The sequence below is a fragment of the Aeromonas lacus genome (genome assembly GCF_000764665.1).
Taxonomy (GTDB): domain Bacteria; phylum Pseudomonadota; class Gammaproteobacteria; order Enterobacterales; family Aeromonadaceae; genus Aeromonas; species Aeromonas lacus.
On record NZ_JRGM01000014.1, the window covers coordinates 16,287 to 36,446 of the forward strand.

The 20,160-nt window shown below is 61.4% G+C and carries 15 protein-coding genes; 9 read left to right on the top strand and 6 right to left on the bottom strand.

Annotated elements, in window-relative coordinates; all coding sequences use genetic code 11:
• Positions 1-62 precede the first annotated feature (62 nt).
• The 3 genes from LG31_RS0101940 to asnS form a co-directional block, all read right to left on the bottom strand.
• Positions 63-1,406 (bottom strand): anaerobic C4-dicarboxylate transporter, encoded by a 1,344-nt coding sequence (locus LG31_RS0101940; protein WP_033112831.1) that lies wholly within the window; start codon positions 1,404-1,406, stop codon positions 63-65.
• 388 nt (positions 1,407-1,794) lie between these two features.
• The gene (locus LG31_RS0101945) at positions 1,795-2,535 is read right to left on the bottom strand and encodes a substrate-binding periplasmic protein (RefSeq protein WP_033112832.1); all 741 of its coding nucleotides are present in this window, start codon (positions 2,533-2,535) and stop codon (positions 1,795-1,797) included.
• Between the two features lie 109 nt (positions 2,536-2,644).
• A complete protein-coding gene (asnS, locus tag LG31_RS0101950) occupies positions 2,645-4,045 on the bottom strand; it encodes an asparagine--tRNA ligase (RefSeq protein ID WP_033112833.1) in 1,401 nt (466 codons plus the stop codon).
• Positions 4,046-4,232: 187 nt separating this feature from the next.
• Between asnS and LG31_RS0101955 the strand changes: the two genes are divergently transcribed.
• Positions 4,233-4,574 (top strand): hypothetical protein, encoded by a 342-nt coding sequence (locus LG31_RS0101955; protein WP_033112834.1) that lies wholly within the window; start codon positions 4,233-4,235, stop codon positions 4,572-4,574.
• Here LG31_RS0101955 and LG31_RS0101960 read toward each other — a convergent pair.
• Together LG31_RS0101960 and bioA are read right to left on the bottom strand one after the other, a co-directional pair.
• Positions 4,571-5,404, bottom strand: a complete 834-nt coding sequence (locus LG31_RS0101960) for a HAMP domain-containing protein (RefSeq protein WP_033112835.1) — start codon at positions 5,402-5,404, stop codon at positions 4,571-4,573. The two genes, LG31_RS0101955 and LG31_RS0101960, sit on opposite strands and share 4 nt — an antisense overlap.
• Before the next feature lie 177 nt (positions 5,405-5,581).
• Positions 5,582-6,856: an adenosylmethionine--8-amino-7-oxononanoate transaminase gene (bioA, locus tag LG31_RS0101965; protein WP_033112836.1), complete on the bottom strand. Its 1,275-nt coding sequence runs from the start codon at positions 6,854-6,856 to the stop codon at positions 5,582-5,584.
• A 208-nt stretch (positions 6,857-7,064) separates the two neighbouring features.
• On the opposite strand from bioA, the gene bioB reads away from it, so the two are divergent.
• From bioB to htpX, 5 genes are all read left to right on the top strand, one after another.
• Positions 7,065-8,153: a biotin synthase BioB gene (bioB, locus tag LG31_RS0101970; RefSeq protein WP_033112837.1), complete on the top strand. Its 1,089-nt coding sequence runs from the start codon at positions 7,065-7,067 to the stop codon at positions 8,151-8,153.
• Positions 8,150-9,346 (top strand): 8-amino-7-oxononanoate synthase, encoded by a 1,197-nt coding sequence (gene bioF / locus LG31_RS0101975; protein ID WP_033112838.1) that lies wholly within the window; start codon positions 8,150-8,152, stop codon positions 9,344-9,346. Before bioB ends, bioF begins: the two co-directional genes overlap by 4 nt.
• The gene (gene bioC / locus LG31_RS0101980; RefSeq protein WP_033112839.1) at positions 9,339-10,154 is read left to right on the top strand and encodes a malonyl-ACP O-methyltransferase BioC; all 816 of its coding nucleotides are present in this window, start codon (positions 9,339-9,341) and stop codon (positions 10,152-10,154) included. Before bioF ends, bioC begins: the two co-directional genes overlap by 8 nt.
• A gap of 57 nt (positions 10,155-10,211) precedes the next feature.
• The gene (bioD, locus tag LG31_RS0101985; protein WP_033112844.1) at positions 10,212-10,892 is read left to right on the top strand and encodes a dethiobiotin synthase; all 681 of its coding nucleotides are present in this window, start codon (positions 10,212-10,214) and stop codon (positions 10,890-10,892) included.
• A 111-nt stretch (positions 10,893-11,003) separates the two neighbouring features.
• Complete coding sequence (htpX, locus tag LG31_RS0101990) at positions 11,004-11,876, top strand: protease HtpX (RefSeq protein WP_033112840.1); 873 nt, start codon at positions 11,004-11,006, stop codon at positions 11,874-11,876.
• A gap of 80 nt (positions 11,877-11,956) precedes the next feature.
• On the opposite strand, the gene LG31_RS0101995 is transcribed toward htpX, so the two are convergent.
• On the bottom strand, positions 11,957-13,759 hold the full coding sequence (locus LG31_RS0101995) for an MOSC N-terminal beta barrel domain-containing protein (RefSeq protein ID WP_033112841.1): 1,803 nt from the start codon (positions 13,757-13,759) through the stop codon (positions 11,957-11,959).
• A gap of 428 nt (positions 13,760-14,187) precedes the next feature.
• Here LG31_RS0101995 and LG31_RS0102000 point away from each other — a divergent pair, with 428 nt between their 5' ends.
• The 3 genes from LG31_RS0102000 to LG31_RS20765 all read left to right on the top strand — a co-directional run.
• Positions 14,188-15,834, top strand: a complete 1,647-nt coding sequence (locus LG31_RS0102000; RefSeq protein WP_033112842.1) for an NAD(P)-binding protein — start codon at positions 14,188-14,190, stop codon at positions 15,832-15,834.
• On the top strand, positions 15,831-19,406 hold the full coding sequence (gene nifJ, locus LG31_RS0102005; RefSeq protein WP_033112843.1) for a pyruvate:ferredoxin (flavodoxin) oxidoreductase: 3,576 nt from the start codon (positions 15,831-15,833) through the stop codon (positions 19,404-19,406). Before LG31_RS0102000 ends, nifJ begins: the two co-directional genes overlap by 4 nt.
• 241 nt (positions 19,407-19,647) lie before the next feature.
• The coding region (locus LG31_RS20765; protein WP_152598272.1) for a hypothetical protein at positions 19,648-20,160 on the top strand (513 nt) is incomplete at its 3' end.

Sequence of the window (20,160 nt, forward strand, 5' to 3'; positions counted from 1 at the left end):
CGCCACAAAAGCACAGGCCCCCGTGTGGGGGCCTGTGGCAGTGGTTGAACAGCGAGCGCCGGTCAGAGCAGGATGCTGGTCAGAACGAAGCCCAGCGAGCAGGAGGTCACCACCCCGATCAGCCCCGGAATGATGAAGCTGTGGTTGATGATGAACTTGCCGATGCGGGTGGTGCCGGAGCGGTCGAAACCGATACAGGCCAGATCGCTTGGGTAGGTTGGCAGCACGAAGTAGCCGTAGCTGGCCGGCAGGAAGGCGATCAGCAGTTTCGGCTCCACACCCAGCGCCAGACCCATGGGGGCGATGGCGGTGAGGGCGGCGGCCTGGCTGTTCACCAGCTTGGAGATGAGAAACAGCACCAGGGCGTAGGTCCAGGGCTGGGCCTGTACCACGTGGGCCAGGGTCTCTTTGAGCAGCGGCATGTGGGCCTGGAAGAAGGTTTCGCTCATCCAGGCAACCCCGAATACGGAGAAGATGGCGACCATGCCCGCCTTGAAGACGGCGCCGTTGGCGATCTCGCCCGGCTTGACCTTGCAGCGCATCAGGATGATGGCACCGGCGATCAGCATCATCATCTGGATCACCAGGTTCATGGAGAGCGGGCCTGTCTTGTCCTTGATGGTGAAGACGGGGCGCAGCGCTTCATCGGCACCCAGCAGCACCACGGCAGCGATGGCGGCGAAGAAGATCCAGGTTGACCAGTAGGCCTCTTTCGGGAACTTGGTGTTGAGCAGGGTCTCGCCACCACCGTAGATGAAGGCACGCTGCTCCGGATCCTGGATCTTGGCCTGGAACTCCTCGTCCTTGTCCAGATCCTTGCCGCGGCGCAGGCTCCACAGTGCTGCCACGATGACGCCGGTCAGGGAGGAGGGGATGGCGACCATCAGGATGTCGAGCAGACCATAGGCCTGACCGATACCGTGGCCGGCAGCCAGAATGGAGACCATGGAGACCACGGCAACCGATACCGGCGAGGCGCAGATCGCCATCTGGGAGGCAACGGATGCCACGGCCATCGGGCGCTCGGGACGGATATTCTTCTGCAGCGCGATGTCGGCGATGATGGGGAACATGGTGTAGACCACGTGGCCGGTACCGCACAGGAAGGTGAGGGTCCAGGTGGTGAGCGGTGCCAGGATAGTGATGTATTGCGGGTGACGGCGCAGCAGACGCTCGGCTACCTGCATCATCAGGTTGAGACCGCCAGCGGTCTGCAGGGTGGCGGCACAACCGATCACCGCCAGAATGGTCAGCATTACCTGCACCGGCGGTTCGCCCGGCACCAGACCGAAAACGAAGGTCAGCAGGAAGAGACCGATACCACTGATGAGACCGAGCCCCATGCCACCAAAGCGGGTACCGAGCAGCAAGCAGCCGAGTACCACCAAAAATTCCATCAAGATCATTCCATTACCTCGTGTGATTCAACCCATGTTGCCGCGGGTAGCCTGAACCATGAATTGTCATTGTCTGTTTTTAATTAGCCCAAAAGGGTTAGTTATTATTTTGCTCCCCTGCAAAAGTGAAAAAATTGAGTTACTTCAATAACTCGATGAATTTTTGATTAAACCACTTAAAAACCACCTAATAACAAATCCATCATTTTTTCATCCGGTTGCCATCCCTTAAGCAGGGGCATCTTGCCCGATGGGATGGTGCAAAAGCATGGATGAAGGGAGACAAATGAAAACGGGTTGCGGATGGTTGGCAGGAGGAGAAGAGGGGTAAAAAGGGGACACTTCGGATGTTTTTTTCGGCAGTGGCGGCCTTTTGCCGCTCATCCCGAAAGAGTCTTTATTTATCGGCCAGATAGCGGCGCTGGTACTCCTCGCTCAGTTTCTGGATATCGAGTCTGGCGAGTGCCTTGTCCACCCGCTGCTGCAGCGCCTGCTGGTCGGGGCGGAACATGATGTGCAGGCTCTTGTGCTCGAGGATCTTCGGATTGAACTGCAACTGCTCGGGATGGAGCTTGTCATCGTGGTGGATCAGCCAATAGAAGACATCCCGGTCGATGACGGCGAGATCGAGCCGATCGCGCTGCAGCTTGCGCAGGTTGAGGTGATCACCATCCACGGCAAAGGTGTGGAGTTGCTGGCTCGCCATCATGGCGTCAAATTCGCGGGTGTTGACGTAGCCCGCCACCACGCCGATCCGGTAGGGAACCAGATCCTCAAGCCGTTGCCAGGAGATGGGCTTGCCCGCCTTCTGCGCCAGCCCCAGCACGCTGTCCCCCACGCTGGCGGAGATGCGCCACTTGTCGCTCTGGTTGTCGGCCAGATACTCGGGGAAGTAGCCGATATAGCCGTGGGCCGGATCGGAGGCGAGCCACACCGTCCGCTGCCAGGAGAAAAAATCGAACTCCACCTCCAGCCCCGCCTCGGCAAAGACGCGCTTGACGATATGACCGGTGAGGCCACCATCGGGCAGGCTTTGGGTGGTAAACGGGGGCCACTCCAGCGTGGTCAGACGGACGGTTTCGGCCATTAGCCGCAGGGGAGAGAGCAGTAACAGTAACAGAAGCAGACGATATCCCATGGGCTACAGATCCCTTGTGCCGATTGATCCTGAGTATCGCCATAAAGCGGGCAATAAAAAAGCCGACCCAAAGGTCGGCTTTTCAGATCTGTGCGACAGGTTGTCGTTATCAGAACTCGGCGGTACGCGGGGTACGCGGGAAGGGGATCACGTCGCGGACGTTGCCCATACCGGTCACGTAGACCACCAGACGCTCAAAGCCCAGACCGAAACCGGAGTGCGGCACGGTGCCGTAGCGGCGCAGATCGCGATACCACCAGTAATCTTCCTGCTTCAGGCCCATCTCGGCGAGGCGGGCATCCAGCACTTCCAGACGCTCTTCACGCTGAGAGCCACCGATGATCTCGCCGATCCCCGGAGCCAGTACGTCCATCGCGGCAACGGTCTTGCCGTCGTCGTTGAGGCGCATGTAGAAGGCCTTGATATCTTTCGGGTAGTTCTTCACGACTACCGGAGATTTGAAGTGCTCCTCGGCCAGATAGCGCTCGTGCTCGGAGGAGAGGTCGATACCCCAGGAGACCGGGAACTCGAACTTCTTGCCGCAGTTCTGCAGCACTTCGATTGCGTCGGTGTAGTCGATCTGGGCGAAGTCGGAGGCGACGAAACGCTCCAGACGGCCGATGGCATCCTTGTCCACGTGCTGGGCAAAGAACTCCAGATCGTCGCGGCGCTCGGTCAGTACGGCGTTGAAGACGTACTTCAGCATGGCTTCGGCCAGCGCGGCGTTATCTTCCAGATTGTTGAAGGCCACTTCCGGCTCCACCATCCAGAACTCGGCCAGGTGACGGCTGGTGTTGGAGTTTTCGGCGCGGAAGGTCGGGCCGAAGGTGTAGACCTTGGAGAGGGCACAGGCATAGGTTTCGGCGTTCAGCTGGCCGGATACGGTCAGGAAGGCCTCTTTGCCGAAGAAATCTTCGTTGTAGTCCACCTTGCCGGCGTCGGTGCGCGGCAGGTTTTCCATATCCAGGGTAGAGACGCGGAACATCTCGCCGGCACCTTCGGTGTCAGAGGCGGTGATGAGCGGGGTTGCTACCCAGACAAAACCCTCTTCGTGGAAGAAGCGGTGGATGGCCTGAGCCAGGCAGTGACGAACCCGGGTCACGGCGCCAACGATGTTGGTGCGCGGGCGCAGGTGAGCCTGTTCACGCAGGTACTCGATGCTGTGGCGCTTGGCGGCCATCGGGTAGGTGTCCGGATCTTCGACCCAGCCGACAACCTTGACGTCGGTGGCCTGCAGTTCGAACGCCTGGCCGCTGCCCTGAGATTCGGTCACGACGCCAGTCACTTCCACGGAGCAAGCTGTGGTCAGACGCTGCACTTCATTCTCGTAATTGGCCAGGGTATTGGGGACGACGGCCTGTACCGGATGGAAACAGGAGCCATCGGAAATGGCCAAAAATGAGATCCCCGCCTTGGAATCACGGCGAGTCCGGATCCACCCTCGTACAGTCAGGGTGGTGCCAACCGCATGTTTACCGGTCAGCACATCAACTACGGATGCGTGCGTCATCGAAATATTGTCTCCAGCTTGTTCTTTGCAGCGCTATGGGTCTGGCCCGGGCAATCATTGGCCCATGATGGCAGACTAAGCCGTTAATCTTACCCGCGCGGGTTTGATAAACAAGCAAAAATGTCGGGCTCTGGTGGGGTTTTCGGCATGGTTCACCCGATATGGGGTCGCGGAGCAGGAGAGGCGAGTGAAAGATCGGCGGCAGGGGCCCGATTGGCTGACACGGCTGTTGCAGGGGCTGGTACTGCTCTGCTGGGGCGGCTTTATCGTGTTGCTCTCCCTCTATCACCATGCCCGCCCCGAGCGAGCTTACGGTTTTATGATCTATGGCGGCGCCAGCGTGCGGGCCGGATGGGATCCGGTTTTTACCCCCTGGCTGCTACACGGGCTGTGGGGTTGCTGTCTGCTAACCCTGGTGGCGCTATTTGTTGGCCGCAAGCGCCATCGCCGCCGGGAGGACGCCCGGCACGTCCATCTGGCGATCCTCCTGCTTATCCTTATCGCCAGCCTGCTCTTCTACTATCTCTAGTCTTCTGGTTGGCCCGTGGTACGGCTCTGTTCATGATCCCGTTTGCTGCAAGCGGGACGCTTGCCAAGCTGGCGCTCCACGCTGTCGAGCATTTGGTTGTAGGCCAGCGCCAGTCGGCCAATCTCGTCGCCATCGTCCCCCTCCAGCCGATGGCCGAAGTCATGCATGTCGGTGGCTTCTTCCATGGAGCGGGTCAGCTGGTTGAGGGGGCGGACGATCCAGGTGCGGATGACCCAGAGGGTCAGCAGCAGTCCCAGCCCGAAGATGCCGGTGAGGATCAGCGCCGAGGTGAGGATATTCTGCTCGACCCGGGTAAAGAGGGAGTCGAGGGAGTAATCAAAACGGACAGCGCCGAGCACGGTATTCTCCGGCACCAGATGGCAGCTAGTGCAGTCGGTGCCGCGAAAATCCTTCTTGGCCAGCAGCGGACGGGTCACCACCAGCCGGCTGTGCATGCCGTTGTGCACCACCTCCAGGCTCCCTTTGCCCGCCAGCGCCAGCTGGTCATAGTCATCCTTGCCCTGTTCAGCGGGGCGCCCCGGCCCGAACTGTTTGCTCACCGCGTCGCCACGGACGATGCGGGCATCCTCCACATGGGCGTGCTCGAGAAACTTGGCGCGCAGGGTGTCGCGGGCATCCATCTTGCCGGTCAGCATCAGCATGTTGAGGCCGTCGAAGTAGGCTTCGGTCTGCTCCTGACTCTGCTCCTTGATGAGGCTCAGGATGAGATCGCGCTCGCGCACCGCCTGATAGGCGGCGGAGAAGACCAGTACCATGGAGAAGATGAAGAGCAGGAAAAAGTTGATTTTGGCAGCAATGGAGAGGCGCATGAGCAATCTTTCTTGATGGTAAAACCGCAGCAGTCTACCCCTCTTGGCGCCTCAGGTCTGGTGTTTTGCTCACATTCCGGCAAGTGAACGGGGTGTGAGGTGCATAAACTTGCCCTCTTTATATATCAAATGGGGATGCCACAGACGGGCGACCGGTGAGGCCGCCCGCGATGATGTTTAAAACTCGCCTTCGGCAATCGCCTGACTGATGGCACCGGTCAACACCCGCAGCTCTTCGGGGGTGATAACGAAGGGGGGCATCAGGTAGACCAGCTTGCCAAAGGGGCGGATCCAGGCGCCCAGTTCGACAAACTTGCGCTGGATGCGCGCCACGTCAACCCGCTCCTTCATCTCTACCACCCCGATGGCGCCGAGCACCCGCACATCGGCTACCGCCGGGTTAAGAGTCAATTCTACCAGCTCGGTGCGCAGCTGGTGCTCGATGGCGCGCACCCGCTCCTGCCACGGCGAGGCCAGCAGCAGATCGATGGAGGCGTTGGCCACCGCGCAGGCAAGCGGATTGCCCATAAAGGTGGGGCCGTGCATAAAGACGCCGGCCTTGCCGTCACAGATGGTGCGGGCGACATGCTCGGTAGTGAGGGTCGCCGAGAGAGTGAGGTAGCCGCCGGTGAGCGCCTTGCCCAGACACATGATGTCGGGAGTGATGCCGGCCCAGTCGCAGGCAAACAGCTGGCCGGTGCGGCCAAAACCGGTGGCTATTTCGTCGGCGATGAGCAGCACACCGAATTCGTCGCACAGGGCGCGCACCCACTGCAGGTAGCGGGGATGGTAGAAGCGCATGCCACCAGCGCCTTGCACGATGGGTTCAAGCACGATGGCGGCGATCTCCTCGTGATGATCCGCCATGAGTGTGGCCAGCTCCACCACGCACTGCTCGTCCCACTCGGCGTGGAAGCGACAGCTCGGCGCTTCGACAAAATGGTGCTCGGGCAGGAAGCCCTTGTAGAGCTCGTGCATGCCGCCATCGGGGTCACAGACGCTCATGGCGCCAAAGGTGTCGCCGTGATAGCCGCTGCGCAGGGCGACAAATTTGGCTCTGGGCGTCCCTTTGGCGTGCCAGTACTGCTGCGCCATCTTGAGCGCAACTTCCACCGCTACCGAGCCGGAATCCGCCAGAAAGACCCGATCCAGCCTCTTCGGAGTGATCTCCACCAGCTTGCGGCAGAGCTCGACCGCCGGGGCGTGGGTCAGGCCGCCAAACATCACGTGGGACATCTTGCCGAGCTGGGCGGTGGCGGCGGCGTCCAGTGCCGGCACCTGATAGCCGTGCACGCAAGCCCACCAGGAGCTCATGCCATCCACCAGTTCACGGCCGTCGCTGAGGGTGATCTTCACCCCCTTGGCGCTGGCCACTTCATAGCAGGGCAGGGGGTGAGTGAGAGAGGTGTAGGGGTGCCATACATGGTGCAGGTCGAATTCTTTATTGGTCATTTGTTGTTCTGTTGTCAATTTGTTTGATCTGGTCGGTGTTGACAGTCTACGCGGGCTCTCTACACTAGCCAACAATTTCAGCCACTTGGCTCTGTGCAGATCACGATTCGCACGAGCCCGGCAGCGGGTTTTGCGCTCACGCTCTTGCAAAGACCTCTTGCAAGAGCGGCGGGCGCAGGATCCCACCAATAACAACCGGAAGCCATGTATGAATGCTCTCATCGCGGGCGGTCACGCCCTTCGTCATGACTGGACTCTCGCCGAGGTTCAGGCCCTGTTTGCCCTGCCGTTCAACGATCTGCTGTTTCAGGCCCAGACTGTCCACCGTGCTAATTTCGACCCGAACGAAGTGCAGGTGAGCACCTTGCTTTCCATCAAGACCGGAGCCTGCCCGGAGGATTGCAAATACTGCCCCCAGAGCGCCCGTTATCACACCGGCCTTGAGGCCGAGCGGCTGATGGAGGTGGAAAAAGTGCTGGAGCGGGCCCGCGAAGCCAAGGCCAACGGCTCGTCCCGTTTCTGCATGGGGGCCGCCTGGCGCAACCCCAAAGAGAAGGACATGCCCTACATCATCCGGATGATTGAAGAGGTGCGCGGGCTCGGTATGGAGACCTGCATGACGCTAGGGATGCTCACCGCCGATCAGGCGGCGCGTCTTGGCGCTGCGGGGCTCGATTACTACAACCACAACCTCGACACCTCGCCGGAGTTTTACGGCGAGATCATCTCCACCCGCACCTATCAGGATCGGCTCGATACGCTGGAACATGTGCGCAGCGCCGGTATGAAGGTCTGCTCCGGCGGCATCGTCGGCATGGGTGAGAAGGCAAAAGATCGGGCGGGCCTCTTGATGGCGCTGGCCAACCTGCCGCGCCACCCGGAGAGTGTGCCCATCAACATGCTGGTCAAGGTGAAGGGGACGCCGCTGGAGGATCAGGAGAACCTCGATCCGTTCGAGTTTATCCGCACTATCGCCGTGGCGCGGATCATGATGCCGGCCTCCCACGTGCGCCTCTCCGCCGGGCGGGAGAAGATGAACGAGCAGATGCAGGCGATGTGTTTTATGGCGGGTGCCAACTCCATCTTCTATGGCTGCAAGCTGCTGACCACCCCCAACCCGGACGAAAACAGCGACATGCAGCTGTTCAAGCGGCTCGGCATTCGTCCCGCCCAGCGGGCCCAGAAGCCGGATCAGGTGCAGGAAGAGGAGTTGCTGGCCGAGGTGAGCCGCCAGAGCGAACCTGCCGAGATGTTTTATGACGCGACCCTCCCACGAGCCGGGGCTGCGCGGTCATGAACGGCCCTGCTGTAACGGGCCCCTTTGCATTGGGCGCTGCGCTGGCCGAGCGCGAACAGGCGGGTCTGCTGCGCAACCGCATCGCGACCGACGGAGCGAGTGGCGGGCGCCTCAGGGTAGCGGGGAGCGACTACCTCAACTTTTCCGCCAACGACTATCTGGGGCTGGCGGATCACCCCGCCACCAAGACCGCCTTCAAAGCGGGGATTGAGCGCTATGGCGCGGGCGCCAGCGCCTCGCCGCTGGTGACCGGTTACAGCCGTGCCCACCAAGAGCTTGAGGATACCCTGGCCGAGTGGCTCGGGGTGGAGGCGGTGCTGCTGTTCAACTGCGGTTTTTCGGCCAATCAGGCGGTGCTCAAAACGCTGCTCGGCAAGGAACACCTGCTGTGGCAGGACAAGCTCAACCACGCCTCCTTGCAGGAGATGGGCAGCCAGCTCCCTTGCAAGATGAAGCGCTTTGGCCATAACGATATGGCGGCCCTTGAACGGCAGCTTGAGCCCAATCGCGGACTGATTGTTTCGGAAGGGGTGTTCAGCATGGACGGGGATCAGGCTCCCTGGACTGAACTTGCGACATTGGCAGCCCGGAGCGGCAACTGGCTGATGATTGACGATGCCCATGGCCTCGGCGTGCTTGGGCCCGGGGGGCGCGGCACTCTGGCGGCGCAGGGGATTAACCCGGCCAGAGTACACATCCAGATGGGCACTTTTGGCAAGGCGCTCGGTGTGGCTGGCGCTTTTGTCGGTGGCAGCCGCGAGCTGGTGGAGTATCTGGTCAACTTCGCCCGCCACTATGTCTACAGCACCCATATGCCCGCCGCGCAGGCTTGCGCGGTCAGCAAGAGCATCGAACTGGTGCGCGCCGCCGATGATGCCCGTGCTCATCTTGGTCAGCTGATCGCTCGCTTCCGGCAAGGGGCACAGGCATTGGGCTGGCAGCTGGGGGCCAGCGATACCCCCATCCAGCCGCTGCTGGTGGGGGAGAGCAGTGCTGCCCTGCAACTGGCCGAACGGCTGCGGGAGCGTGGCGTCTGGGCTGGCGCCATCCGCCCGCCCACAGTGCCGGTCGGTACGGCCCGGCTGCGCATTACTCTGAGTGCAGCTCACCGCGAACAGGATGTGGATCGCCTGCTCGATGCCTTGGGTGCCTGCCCTGCTGCGACAACGGTTGGGGAGGCTCGCCATGGCTGAGCGTTTTCAAACGGTCGACAAGGCCCGGCTTGCCCGGCGTTTCGGGGCGGCGGCTCGACACTACGACGCCCATGCCCGCTTTCAGCAGGAGGTGGGGCTGGCGCTGCTTGAGCTGATGAGCGCGGCTGGTGTACGTGAGGAGCGTCGGGGCTGCGGGCTCGATCTGGGCTGCGGCACCGGCTTCTTCCTGCCTCATCTTGCCACGCGCTGCGCCGGGCTGACCGGGCTGGATCTCGCTCCCGGCATGCTGGATCAGGCGGCCCTGCGCGGCAGCGGGGCCCGACTGGTGTGCGGCGATGCCGAGCAGCTCCCCTTTGCCGACAACGCCTTTGACTGGGTCTTTTCCAGCCTGGCGCTGCAGTGGTGCGAGCGACCGGCGCAGGCCTTCGCCGAGCTGCTGCGGGTGGTCAAACCTGGCGGCCAGATCTTCTTTACCACCCTGCTGGACGACTCGCTCTGGCAACTGCGAGCCGCCTGGCAGCAAGTAGATGGCCGTGCCCATGTCAACCGCTTCCTTGGCCTGCCACAATTGGAGCAGGCGTTGTTATCGGCGGGAGCCATTGCCCCGGGGCTTGAGTGCAGAAACTGGGATCTTGCCTATCTTGAATTGCCGCAGTTGTTGCGCGATCTCAAGGGGATCGGGGCAAATCAGATCAATGATGAGTGTGCCCGCAGTGCACCGGCCGGACTGAGCGGTCGCGCCAGATTGCAGCGGCTGGCTCAGGCGTATGAAGCATTTCGTCAGCCCGATGGCCAGCTGGTGGCCAGTTACCGGGTCTGTCTGGGGCGGCTCGGCAAACCTTGCTGAACCAGCCAGAGTATGAGGGGGAGGGGGCTTTGGGCCCTCTTCTGCCAAGGAGAGAGCATTATGAAGTCATTCTTTATCACCGGCACCGACACGGACGCAGGCAAGACGCTGGTGGCGCGCACTCTGTTGCGGGAATTCAGCGCACAGGGGATCCGCTGCGCCGGTTACAAGCCGGTCTCTGCCGGATGTGCCCGCACGTCCGAGGGGCTGCGTAACCTCGATGCCGTCCTGTTGCAGGAGGCGGCGAGCGTTCAGTTACCCTACGAGACGGTCAACCCCTATGCCTACGAGCCGCCGATTGCGCCGCACATCGCTGCCAGTGAGGCGCGCCAGCCCATCAGCTTACAGGGGCTGAGCGAGGGGCTGCGCAAGATTGAACAGGCAGGGGCCGAGCTTGCCATCGTCGAAGGGGCGGGGGGCTGGTATCTGCCGCTGGATCGCAAGCACCTGCTGTCGGACTGGGTGAAGCAGGAGAACATGGCGGTGATTCTGGTGGTGGGGGCCAAGCTTGGCTGCCTCAACCATGCGCTGCTCACCTTTGCTGCCATTCGCAACGATCAGCTGCCGGTCGCAGGCTGGGTTATTAATCGGCTGCACAGCTCGATGAGCCACTATCAGGAAAATCTGGACACCCTCAGGGGCTTGCTGCCGGCTCCATTTTTGGGGGAAATTCCCTTTATAAACAATCCGTTTGAAGCTAACTTGCAGGGCCGCCTCGATATCTCGCCGCTACTGTGACGGCATATTCAGCGAACATTCATCGAATCTCCCTAAAATGCCATCCATAACATGGTGATAGGGAGGTTCAATGAACCCCGGCCATGTCCGTTATCCTCACAAGGAGTCAATATGAAGCGAATAATACTATTCCTGGTGACCAACCTGGCCGTCATGCTGGTGCTGGGGGTGGTACTCAATATCCTGTTCTCGGTTCTTGGTATCAACAAGTCCAGTATTTCCGGCCTGTTGGTCTTCTGTGCCGTGTTCGGTTTTGGCGGTTCCTTTATCTCCTTGCTGATGTCCAAGTGGATGGCCAAGCGTAGCTATGGCGTCCAGGTGATCGAGCAGCCCCGCAACGAGACCGAGCACTGGCTGGTGAGCACTGTGGCTCGTCAGGCCCGTGAAGCCGGGATCCAGATGCCGGAAGTGGGGATCTACGACTCTCCCGAGATGAACGCGTTTGCTACCGGTGCCCGTCGCGATGACTCGCTGGTGGCCGTCTCCTCCGGCCTGCTCTACAGCATGAGCCGCGACGAGGCGGAAGCGGTGCTGGCCCACGAGGTGAGTCACGTGGCCAACGGCGACATGGTGACCCTGACCTTGATCCAGGGTGTGGTGAACACCTTCGTGATGTTCTTCGCCCGTATCGTGGCTGGCGTCATCAGCAACTTCTTCAGCTCCAACAACGATGAAGAGAGCAGCAGCATCGGCGGTTTTGCCTACATGATCACCGTGTTCGTGCTGGAGATGGTGTTTGGCGTGCTCGCCTCCATCATCGTCATGTGGTTCAGCCGTCAGCGTGAGTTCCGCGCCGATGCCGGTGCCGCCAAGCTGGCCGGTCGCGACAAGATGATCGCTGCCCTTGAGCGCCTCTCCCGCGGTGCCGAGCCGCAGCTGGAAGGCTCCATGATGGCCTTTGGTATCAACGGCAAGCGCTCCATGAGCGAGCTGTTCATGAGCCACCCGCCCATCGAGCAGCGTATCGCCGCCCTGCGCGGTTAATCTCGCCTGTTTCTACCAAGCAAAACGGCTGCCTCGGCAGCCGTTTTTTATTGTCCGCGTGTTATCGCGGCTCGATCACCTTATTTGATGGCGAGGTCGGTCAGCGGCACGGCGCAGCAGGTGAGGATCTTGCCCTCGGCCCGCTCGGCGGCGCTAATGGCGGGGGCGTCGGGATGATCCACCTCGCCCGAGACCAGCGTCTGCTTGCAGCTGCCGCAGATGCCGGCGCGGCAGCTCCAAGGTAGCTCCACCCCCTGCTTGCTGGCCTGATCGAGGATGGTGCCCTGATTGTTGCCGGCAAACTCCCGCTCGCCGATGCGCAGTTGCACTGCCTGATGAGCGCGGGACACCGAGAGAATGGCGCCGCCAAAGCTCTCCTGCCTGATGCGTGCGGTTGGTACGCCGCGCGCTGCCACTTTTGCCGCCGCGTCGGCCATAAAGCCGTGAGGGCCGCAGATAAACACCTCCCGTCCAGCCAACCCTTTGACCAGCGCGAGATGCTCGTCGCCGAGCCGCCCTTTCTGTCCCTGCCAGTGATTGTCCGGCTGGCTCAGGATAATGGTGAGGGTCATCCCCTGCTGCGCCATGGCGTGCAGCTCGCTGGCGGCGGGAATATCCGCCTCGCTGCGGCACAGGTGCATAAAGTGGATATCGCCAAGCTCGCCGCGCAGGGCCAGAGTACGGGCCATCGCCAGCATGGGAGTGACGCCGGAGCCTGCCGAGAGCAGCAGCAGCGAGCGCTCGGCTCCAAGGTGAAACTCGCCAGCCGGTGCGCCGGCCAGCAGGGTGTTGCCCACCTGCATCTGCTGGTGCAGCCAGTGTGAGATGCGACCACCCCCTACCTTCTTGACGCTGATGCTGTAGCGCTCCGACAGATCCGGCGTAGAGCTCAGGGTATAGCGGCGCTGAACCCGCTCGTTTTTGATATCGAGGCTGATGGGCAGATGCTGGCCCGGCAGGTAGTCGGGCAGCGGCTCGCCATTGGCGGCCTCGAACCAGAAGGTCTCCAGATCGCGCGCCAGCGGTTCGCGGGCCACGCAGACCAGCTCGCGTTTTTTCGGCGCGCCGTCGGGGTAGGGGGCAGGGCGCTTGCGCTCCAGTACCTCGATCTCGCTACCTGCTTCAATCCACCCCTCGTTCAGTGCGATCAGGTTCTGGCCGAAGTAGACCTCGCCATCCTCGCCGCGGCGGTAACGGGTGAGGGTGGCCAGCGGCTCTTTGAGGGCATTGAAGCGATCGGTGCCTGCTTCCACTGTGGTCATGATGCAGCGACTGCAGGGCTTGGCGACCTGAAACTCCACCTCGCCGATGCGGATGCGTACCCAGCTGTCCTCCTCGAAGGGACGGGTGCCGCTCGCCACCAGATTGGTGCGAAACTGGCTCATCTGGTGCAGCGCATCGGAGCGCAGATTGAGATCCTCCAGCGAGGCCTGACTTATCAGCAGCAGCGGATAACCGTCGGCAAAGCTGACCCGGGTGCCGGTCTTCTCGCGAAAGCGGTCGGACTCTGCGCCAAGCCAAAGCAGCACTACCGGTTCGCCAGCTACCCGGCTCAACCAGCTGTCGGCAATGTGGGTGGTATGCAGGGCGGTGAAGCGGTCGCCCCAGACCCCTGTCGCTTGCGGGGCACGGCTGAAGTCGGACTCTTGCAGGGCGAGCGGCTCGAAACCCGGATAGTTCAGTTGCAGGCCACCTGCAACTGGAGTTGCAACCACCTGCTGCAACTGGGGGTGGGTACGGGCGGTGATGAAGGTGCCATCAGGCTTAACCACCATGTAGCGGCGATCCCCTGCGAGCCCCTCCTGAGTGACCCGGGCGCGGGACTGGGGCATGCCGGCGGTCGATTTGATGGGGTAGAGGTGAATGCTGTCTAGCCTTGGCATCTTCGTATCCTTGTGACGCGGCGCTTTCGCCTGGAAAAAGGGGAACATAACGGTTCCGCCCGCGAGGGGCAATCTCTTTGCGGGGCGCAGAGACGCGGGTTCGATAGATGCAGTTTTTTTTGCAAAAAAACGAAGAGGTGCAACCGGGCTATCCGGTTTTTGCTCGCTTGGCCGCAACCTCGGCGAGATAAGGAGTGGAGTCAAGCGGGAAAGATGTTATCCCGGTCACGTTCTGTTTAAAACCACCCATTAAATGCAACATTTTTTGATCCTGATTCGCTAATCAGTACAAAAAAGCCGCCATTATCGACTCAGTTCCCAGTTTCTAACGCTTTCGCTTCTTCCTCATCCGGCCACCGTCCGCCTCGGCTACACGGTATCAAGTGCCATCGGGTGGGGCCTGTCACACAAAAAGAAGAAAGCAATGTATGAGCAAACAACTGGACATGACCCCATTGCCGGATCTCTCCCTGAAAACGGGAACAGGCCCGGTGCGTACTCGGCTACCCGTCTGGCGGCCGGCCCTGCCACCCTGCAATCACGCCTGCCCGGCCGGAGAAAATATCCAGGCTTGGCTCTCTTTGGCGCAGGCCGGCCGCTTTGAGGCGGCCTGGCAGACCCTGATCGAAGAGAACCCCTTGCCCGCCATTCATGGCCGGGTCTGCTATCACCCCTGCGAGAGTGCCTGCAACCGCGGGCAGGTGGATGACGCCGTCTCCATTCACGCTATCGAGCGCTTCCTCGGCGACGAGGCGCTGGCCAAAGGTTGGCAGCCTGCAACCCCCGCGCCAGCCAGCGGCAAGAAGGTGCTGGTAATTGGCGCCGGTCCCTCCGGCCTCTCCTGCGCCTGGCACCTCAACCGGCTTGGCCATCAGGTGGAGATCCGCGAAGCGGGGCCACTGGCGGGCGGCATGCTGCGTTTCGGTATTCCCGCTTACCGTTTGCCCCGCGACGTGCTGGATCGGGAGGTGGCCCGCATTGTCGCTGCCGGGGTGACCCTCACTCTTAACCACAAGGTGGCGGATGTACTGCGCGAGCGCGACGAGGGGGGCTTTGACGCCGTCTTTATGGCTATCGGCGCCCATCTGGCCAAGCGGGTCGATATTCCGGCGCGGGAAGCGGGCAAGATCCTCGATGCGGTGAGTTTCCTCGAACAGGCCAGTCTGGCCGAAGAGCAGGGCTTGCCGCCCCCCAAACTGGGACGGCGGGTAGCCATCTACGGCGGCGGCAACACCGCCATGGACGCGGCTCGCACCGCCCGTCGTTTGGGCGTTGAAGAGGCGATGATCATCTACCGCCGCGACCGGGATCATATGCCTGCCCACGCCTTCGAAGCCGACGAGGCCGAGGAGGAGGGGATCAAGATCAACTGGCTGCGCAGCATCCGCCAGCTCGACAACACCAGCATCGAAGTGGAGGTGATGGCGCTGGATGCCGAGGGCAAGCCGGTGCCCACCGGCAAGTTTGAAACCCTCGAAGCGGACTCCCTGATCCTGGCGCTGGGTCAGGAGGTCGACCTCTCGGTGCTGGAGAGTATTCCCGGCGTGCGGGTCAACAAGGAAGGGGTAGTGCAGGTGGCAGGCAACCTGATGACGGATGTGCCCGGCCTCTTTGCCGGTGGCGACATGGTGCCCTCTGAGCGCACCGTTACCATTGCCACCGGTCACGGCAAGAAGGCGGCGCGCCATATGGATGCCTGGCTGCGCGGTCGTCACTACCAGAAGATGCTCTCCTACCCGCTGGTGGGTCCGGAGCAGTTGCAGCTCTGGTTCCAGACCCATGCCCCGGCCAGCAGTCAGCCGGTCAAACCGGCGTGGGCGCGGGACGACTTTGGCGAGATCATCGGCGGGCTGGATGAGGTGGCCGCCCGCTACGAGGCGGCGCGCTGCTACTCCTGCGGCAACTGCTTCGAGTGCGACGGTTGCTACGGCAGCTGCCCCGAGCAGGCCATCGCCAAGCTGGGGCCGGGTAAGGGTTATCAGGTGGATGCGGCGCGCTGCACCGGCTGCGGTGCCTGCCATGACCAGTGCCCTTGTCACGCCATCCTGCTGCGCCAACCGGAGGAGTCCCAATGAAACATGAACTGATCATGGTCGACGGTAACGAAGCCGCGGCCCGGGTGGCCTACCAGCTGAGCGAAGTGTGTGCCATCTACCCCATCACCCCGAGCTCAACCATGGCCGAACTGGCCGACGCTTGGGCGGATGAGAAACAGACCAACCTGTGGGGCAACATTCCCACAGTCGTAGAGATGCAGAGTGAAGGGGGGGCGGCCGGGACGGTACACGGCGCCCTGCAGGCGGGGGCGCTCGCTACCACCTTCACCGCCAGTCAGGGGCTGATGCTGATGCTGCCCAACATGTACAAGATCGCCGGTGAATTGACCTCGGCGGTGTTCCATGTGGCGGCCCGCTCGCTGGCGGCGCAGGGGCTGTCGATTTTTGGCGACCATCAGGATGTGATGGCGGCGCGCAGTACCGGCTTTGCCATGCTCGCCTCCGGCTCGGTGCAGGAGGCGCAGGACTTGGCCTTGGTCGCCCACAGCGTCACCCTGCAGTGCCGGGTGCCCTTTATCCACTTCTTCGACGGGTTCCGTACCTCCCACGAGGTGAACAAGATCACCGCCCTGCATCGGGATGAAATTCGCGCCCTTATCGACAACGACTGGGTGCGCGCCCACCGTTCGCGGGCGCTGAACCCGGATCATCCGGTGATGCGTGGCACCGCCCAGAACCCGGATACCTATTTCCAGTCCCGCGAGAGCGTCAACCCCTTCTACGAGGCGGTTCCGGCACGGGTACAGCAGTGCATGGACAACCTCGGTGAGCTGACTGGCCGCCACTACCAGCTGGTGGAGTACCACGGCGCAACCGATGCCACCGATGTCATCGTACTGATGGGCTCGGGGGCGGCCACCGCCCGCACTACCGTGGATTGGCTCAACCGGCAGGATCGCAAGACCGGGGTGCTGGTCATTCGCCTCTATCGACCTTTCCCGGTACAGGCGCTGCTCGATGCGCTGCCTGCGAGCGTGCGGCGCATGGCGGTGCTGGATCGCACCAAGGAGCCGGGGGCCGGTGGCGAGCCGCTGCTGCTGGATGTGCAGAGCGCGCTGATCGACGGTTTGCAGCGCGGCCTTATCAAGCGGCTGCCCTGGCTCAGTGGCGGCCGCTACGGCCTCTCTTCCAAAGAGTTCACCCCCGCCATGTGCGCGGCTGTGTTCGAGGAGCTCGCCTCCGATGCGCCGCGCCCCCGCTTTACCGTGGGGATAGTGGATGATGTGTCGGGCCTCAGTCTGGCCTGGCATCCCATCGGCGATCTGGAGCCTGCCAGCCGGGTGCGGGCGCTCTTCTTCGGCCTTGGTGCCGACGGTACCGTGGGCGCCAACAAGAACAGCATCAAGATCATCGGCGAGCTGGAGGGGTTCCACGCCCAGGGTTACTTCGTCTACGACTCCAAGAAGTCGGGCTCGCGCACAGTCTCCCACCTGCGCTTTGGCCCCGAGCCCATCGACGCCCCTTGGCTTATCGAGCAGGCGAGCTTTATCGGCTGCCACCAGTGGGGCTTTGTCGAATCGGTAGACCTGCTGGAGCACGCCGCCGAAGGGGCGACCCTGCTGCTCAATGCCCCCTATGAGGCTGACAAGGTGTGGGGCCAGCTGCCCGAGCGGCTGCGTGCCCGCATTCGCGCCCTCAATATCCAGCTCTACTGCATCGATGGGGATCGGGTGGCCGAGCAAAACGGCATGGGCAATCGCATCAACACCATTATGCAGACCTGCTTCTTCGCGCTGGCTGGAGTGTTGCCGCGGGATGAGGCCATTGCGCTGATCAAGGAGAGCATCGAGAAGAGCTATGCCCGCAAGGGGCCCGAGGTGGTTGAGCGCAACTTCGCGGCGGTGGACGACACCCTGGCCCACCTCCATCAGGTGGCCATCCCGGCCGGTGAGGAGCAGATCAGCGACTATCCGCTGCCATTGGCTCCCGGCGGCAGCGAGTTTGTCCAGCGGGTCACCGGCGAGATGCTGGCGGGGCGCGGCGATCTGATCCCCGTCTCCATGCTGCCGGTGGATGGCACTTACCCCACCGCCACCAGCCGCTTCGAGAAGCGGGATATCGCCCGCGAGATCCCGATCTGGAATTCGGATATCTGCATCCAGTGCGGCAACTGCGTCTTTGTCTGCCCCCACGCGGCGCTGCGGGCCAAGTTCTACCATCAGGACTGGCTGGCAACCGCCCCCGAGGCAGCCCAATCGGTGCCCGTCACCGCCAAGGGTTTCCCCGACAGCCGCTACACCTTGCAGATCTATCCGGAAGATTGCACCGGTTGTGGCCAGTGCGTGCAGGCTTGTCCGGTGCGGGCCGGAGCGGATGAGAGCCATGAAGGCGAGCGAGCCATCGCCATGATGGACAAGGCCCCCCATCTGGCTGGCCAGAAGCAGGCGCTGCGCTGGTTCGAAAGCCTGCCGTGGCCTGCCCGCGAGCGGGTGGATTTCTCCACGGTGCGCGGCACCCAGTTCCTCGAACCCCTGTTCGAGTTCTCCGGTGCCTGCGCCGGCTGTGGCGAGACCCCCTATCTCAAGCTGCTGACCCAGCTGTTTGGCGATCGCATGCTGGTAGCCAACGCCACCGGTTGCTCCTCCATCTACGGCGGCAACCTGCCGACTACGCCGTGGGCCAAGAACGGCGAAGGGAAGGGGCCGGCCTGGTCGAACTCCCTGTTTGAGGACAACGCCGAGTTTGGCTTTGGCTTCCGTCTCACCGCCGATCAGCATCACGGTCAGGCGGTGGCGGCCCTCGAAGCGATGAAGGGGGAGCTGGGCGCCGAGCTGGTCGATACCCTGATTAGCGCCCCGCAGCGGCTGGAGTCGGAGATCCGCGCCCAGCGCACCCGGGTGGCGCAAGTGCGGGAGCGGTTGGAGGAGGTAAAATCCGGCAAGGCCCGCGAGCTGCTGTCGCTTATCGATCAGCTGGTGCGCCGTTCGGTCTGGATCATCGGCGGCGATGGCTGGGCTTATGACATCGGCTCATCGGGGCTCGACCATGTGCTCGCCTCCGGCCGCGATGTGAACGTGCTGGTGATGGATACCGAGGTCTACTCCAACACCGGCGGCCAGATGTCAAAATCGACCCCGCTCGGCGCCGTCGCCAAGTTCGCGGCGGGGGGCAAGACGCTGGCCAAGAAGGATGTGGCGCTGCAGGCCATCTCCTACGGCAACGTCTATGTTGCCCGCATCGCCTTTGGTGCCAACCCGCAGCAGGCGCTGCAAGCCTTGCGGGAGGCCGAGGCCTATCCGGGCCCGTCGCTTATCATCGCCTACAGCCACTGTATCGCCCACGGTATCGACATGGAGTTTGGCCTGACCCAGCAGAAACGGGCCGTGGCCTCTGGTCACTGGCCGCTGATGCGCTACAACCCGGTATTGCGCAGTGCGGGGCAGAACCCCTTCAGCCTCGACAGCCTGCGCCCCTCCATTCCCCTCGCTGAATACCGGCAGGAGGAGACCCGTTATCGGGTGCTGGCCCAGAGCCATCCGGAGGAGGCCGAGCGGCTGATGCAGGTTGCGCAAAAAGTGGCGTGGCAGAAGTGGGCCACCTACGAGGAGATGGCCACTCGCGAAGCCAGCCATTTCCATCCGCCGGTGTGAGGATAAGGTGAGTGAAATATAAACAAGCGGGCCATTGGCCCGCTTTTTGTATAGGGAGACTATTGGATGTCACTTCTCACAAACTGATAGCAACTACAGGCGTAGCCGTGGTGATATCATGAAAACCAAAAGTAATGTGTTGATATGTTAGGATAAGCTGGGCAGGATATATGACATATTATTTTCTATATGAACAGTTCTCGTATGTTGAATAGTCCGCTTGCTTTATTTGGGAGGCAACTTGAGATTTTTAAGTTACATGATAGTATTTTTATTCGGCGTTATCATTGATGCTACAGATTATCAGTCTCTAGTAAAGGAAGTAAAATGGACTGATATTACAACTGCACTCGCCACCATCGTGACTACTATTGTGGTATATGTAACCTACTCAAAGTGGTTGGAATCAAAGAAACGGGAAGATGCCTATCAGACATCAAAAAATTACATCTCATGTTTGGTTAATATATCGGAACTTCTTGGTGAACTAATGTATCCATTTGATGTATGCGTCCCGCAAGAAGGCAGTATGGTAATCAATCGCGAGCAAAGTAACTCATTGTTGGCCAATAGTAATGAAGCAATTCATAAACTGATCACAAAAGCTAAAGAATTGGCAAGGATAAAATCGGAGTTGGGCTTTTGGAGTGTCAGGTTAGCACCAGAGCTGGAACGAAATCACAACAAACTATTGCATGCCATATCTAATGTTGTAGTTGTGGCAGATGTATTACAAAAACAAGTTGTTTGGTTT

What these genes read in the sequence shown, in the direction of transcription:
- LG31_RS0101940 (WP_033112831.1), bottom strand. Translation starts at nt 1,406, where the DNA reads ATGATCTTGATGGAATTTTTGGTGGTACTCGGCTGCTTGCTGCTCGGT.
- LG31_RS0101945 (WP_033112832.1), bottom strand. Translation starts at nt 2,535, where the DNA reads ATGGGATATCGTCTGCTTCTGTTACTGTTACTGCTCTCTCCCCTGCGG.
- asnS (WP_033112833.1), bottom strand. Translation starts at nt 4,045, where the DNA reads ATGACGCACGCATCCGTAGTTGATGTGCTGACCGGTAAACATGCGGTT.
- LG31_RS0101960 (WP_033112835.1), bottom strand. Translation starts at nt 5,404, where the DNA reads ATGCGCCTCTCCATTGCTGCCAAAATCAACTTTTTCCTGCTCTTCATC.
- bioA (WP_033112836.1), bottom strand. Translation starts at nt 6,856, where the DNA reads ATGACCAATAAAGAATTCGACCTGCACCATGTATGGCACCCCTACACC.
- bioB (WP_033112837.1), top strand. Translation starts at nt 7,065, where the DNA reads ATGAATGCTCTCATCGCGGGCGGTCACGCCCTTCGTCATGACTGGACT.
- bioF (WP_033112838.1), top strand. Translation starts at nt 8,150, where the DNA reads ATGAACGGCCCTGCTGTAACGGGCCCCTTTGCATTGGGCGCTGCGCTG.
- bioC (WP_033112839.1), top strand. Translation starts at nt 9,339, where the DNA reads ATGGCTGAGCGTTTTCAAACGGTCGACAAGGCCCGGCTTGCCCGGCGT.
- htpX (WP_033112840.1), top strand. Translation starts at nt 11,004, where the DNA reads ATGAAGCGAATAATACTATTCCTGGTGACCAACCTGGCCGTCATGCTG.
- LG31_RS0101995 (WP_033112841.1), bottom strand. Translation starts at nt 13,759, where the DNA reads ATGCCAAGGCTAGACAGCATTCACCTCTACCCCATCAAATCGACCGCC.
- LG31_RS0102000 (WP_033112842.1), top strand. Translation starts at nt 14,188, where the DNA reads ATGAGCAAACAACTGGACATGACCCCATTGCCGGATCTCTCCCTGAAA.
- nifJ (WP_033112843.1), top strand. Translation starts at nt 15,831, where the DNA reads ATGAAACATGAACTGATCATGGTCGACGGTAACGAAGCCGCGGCCCGG.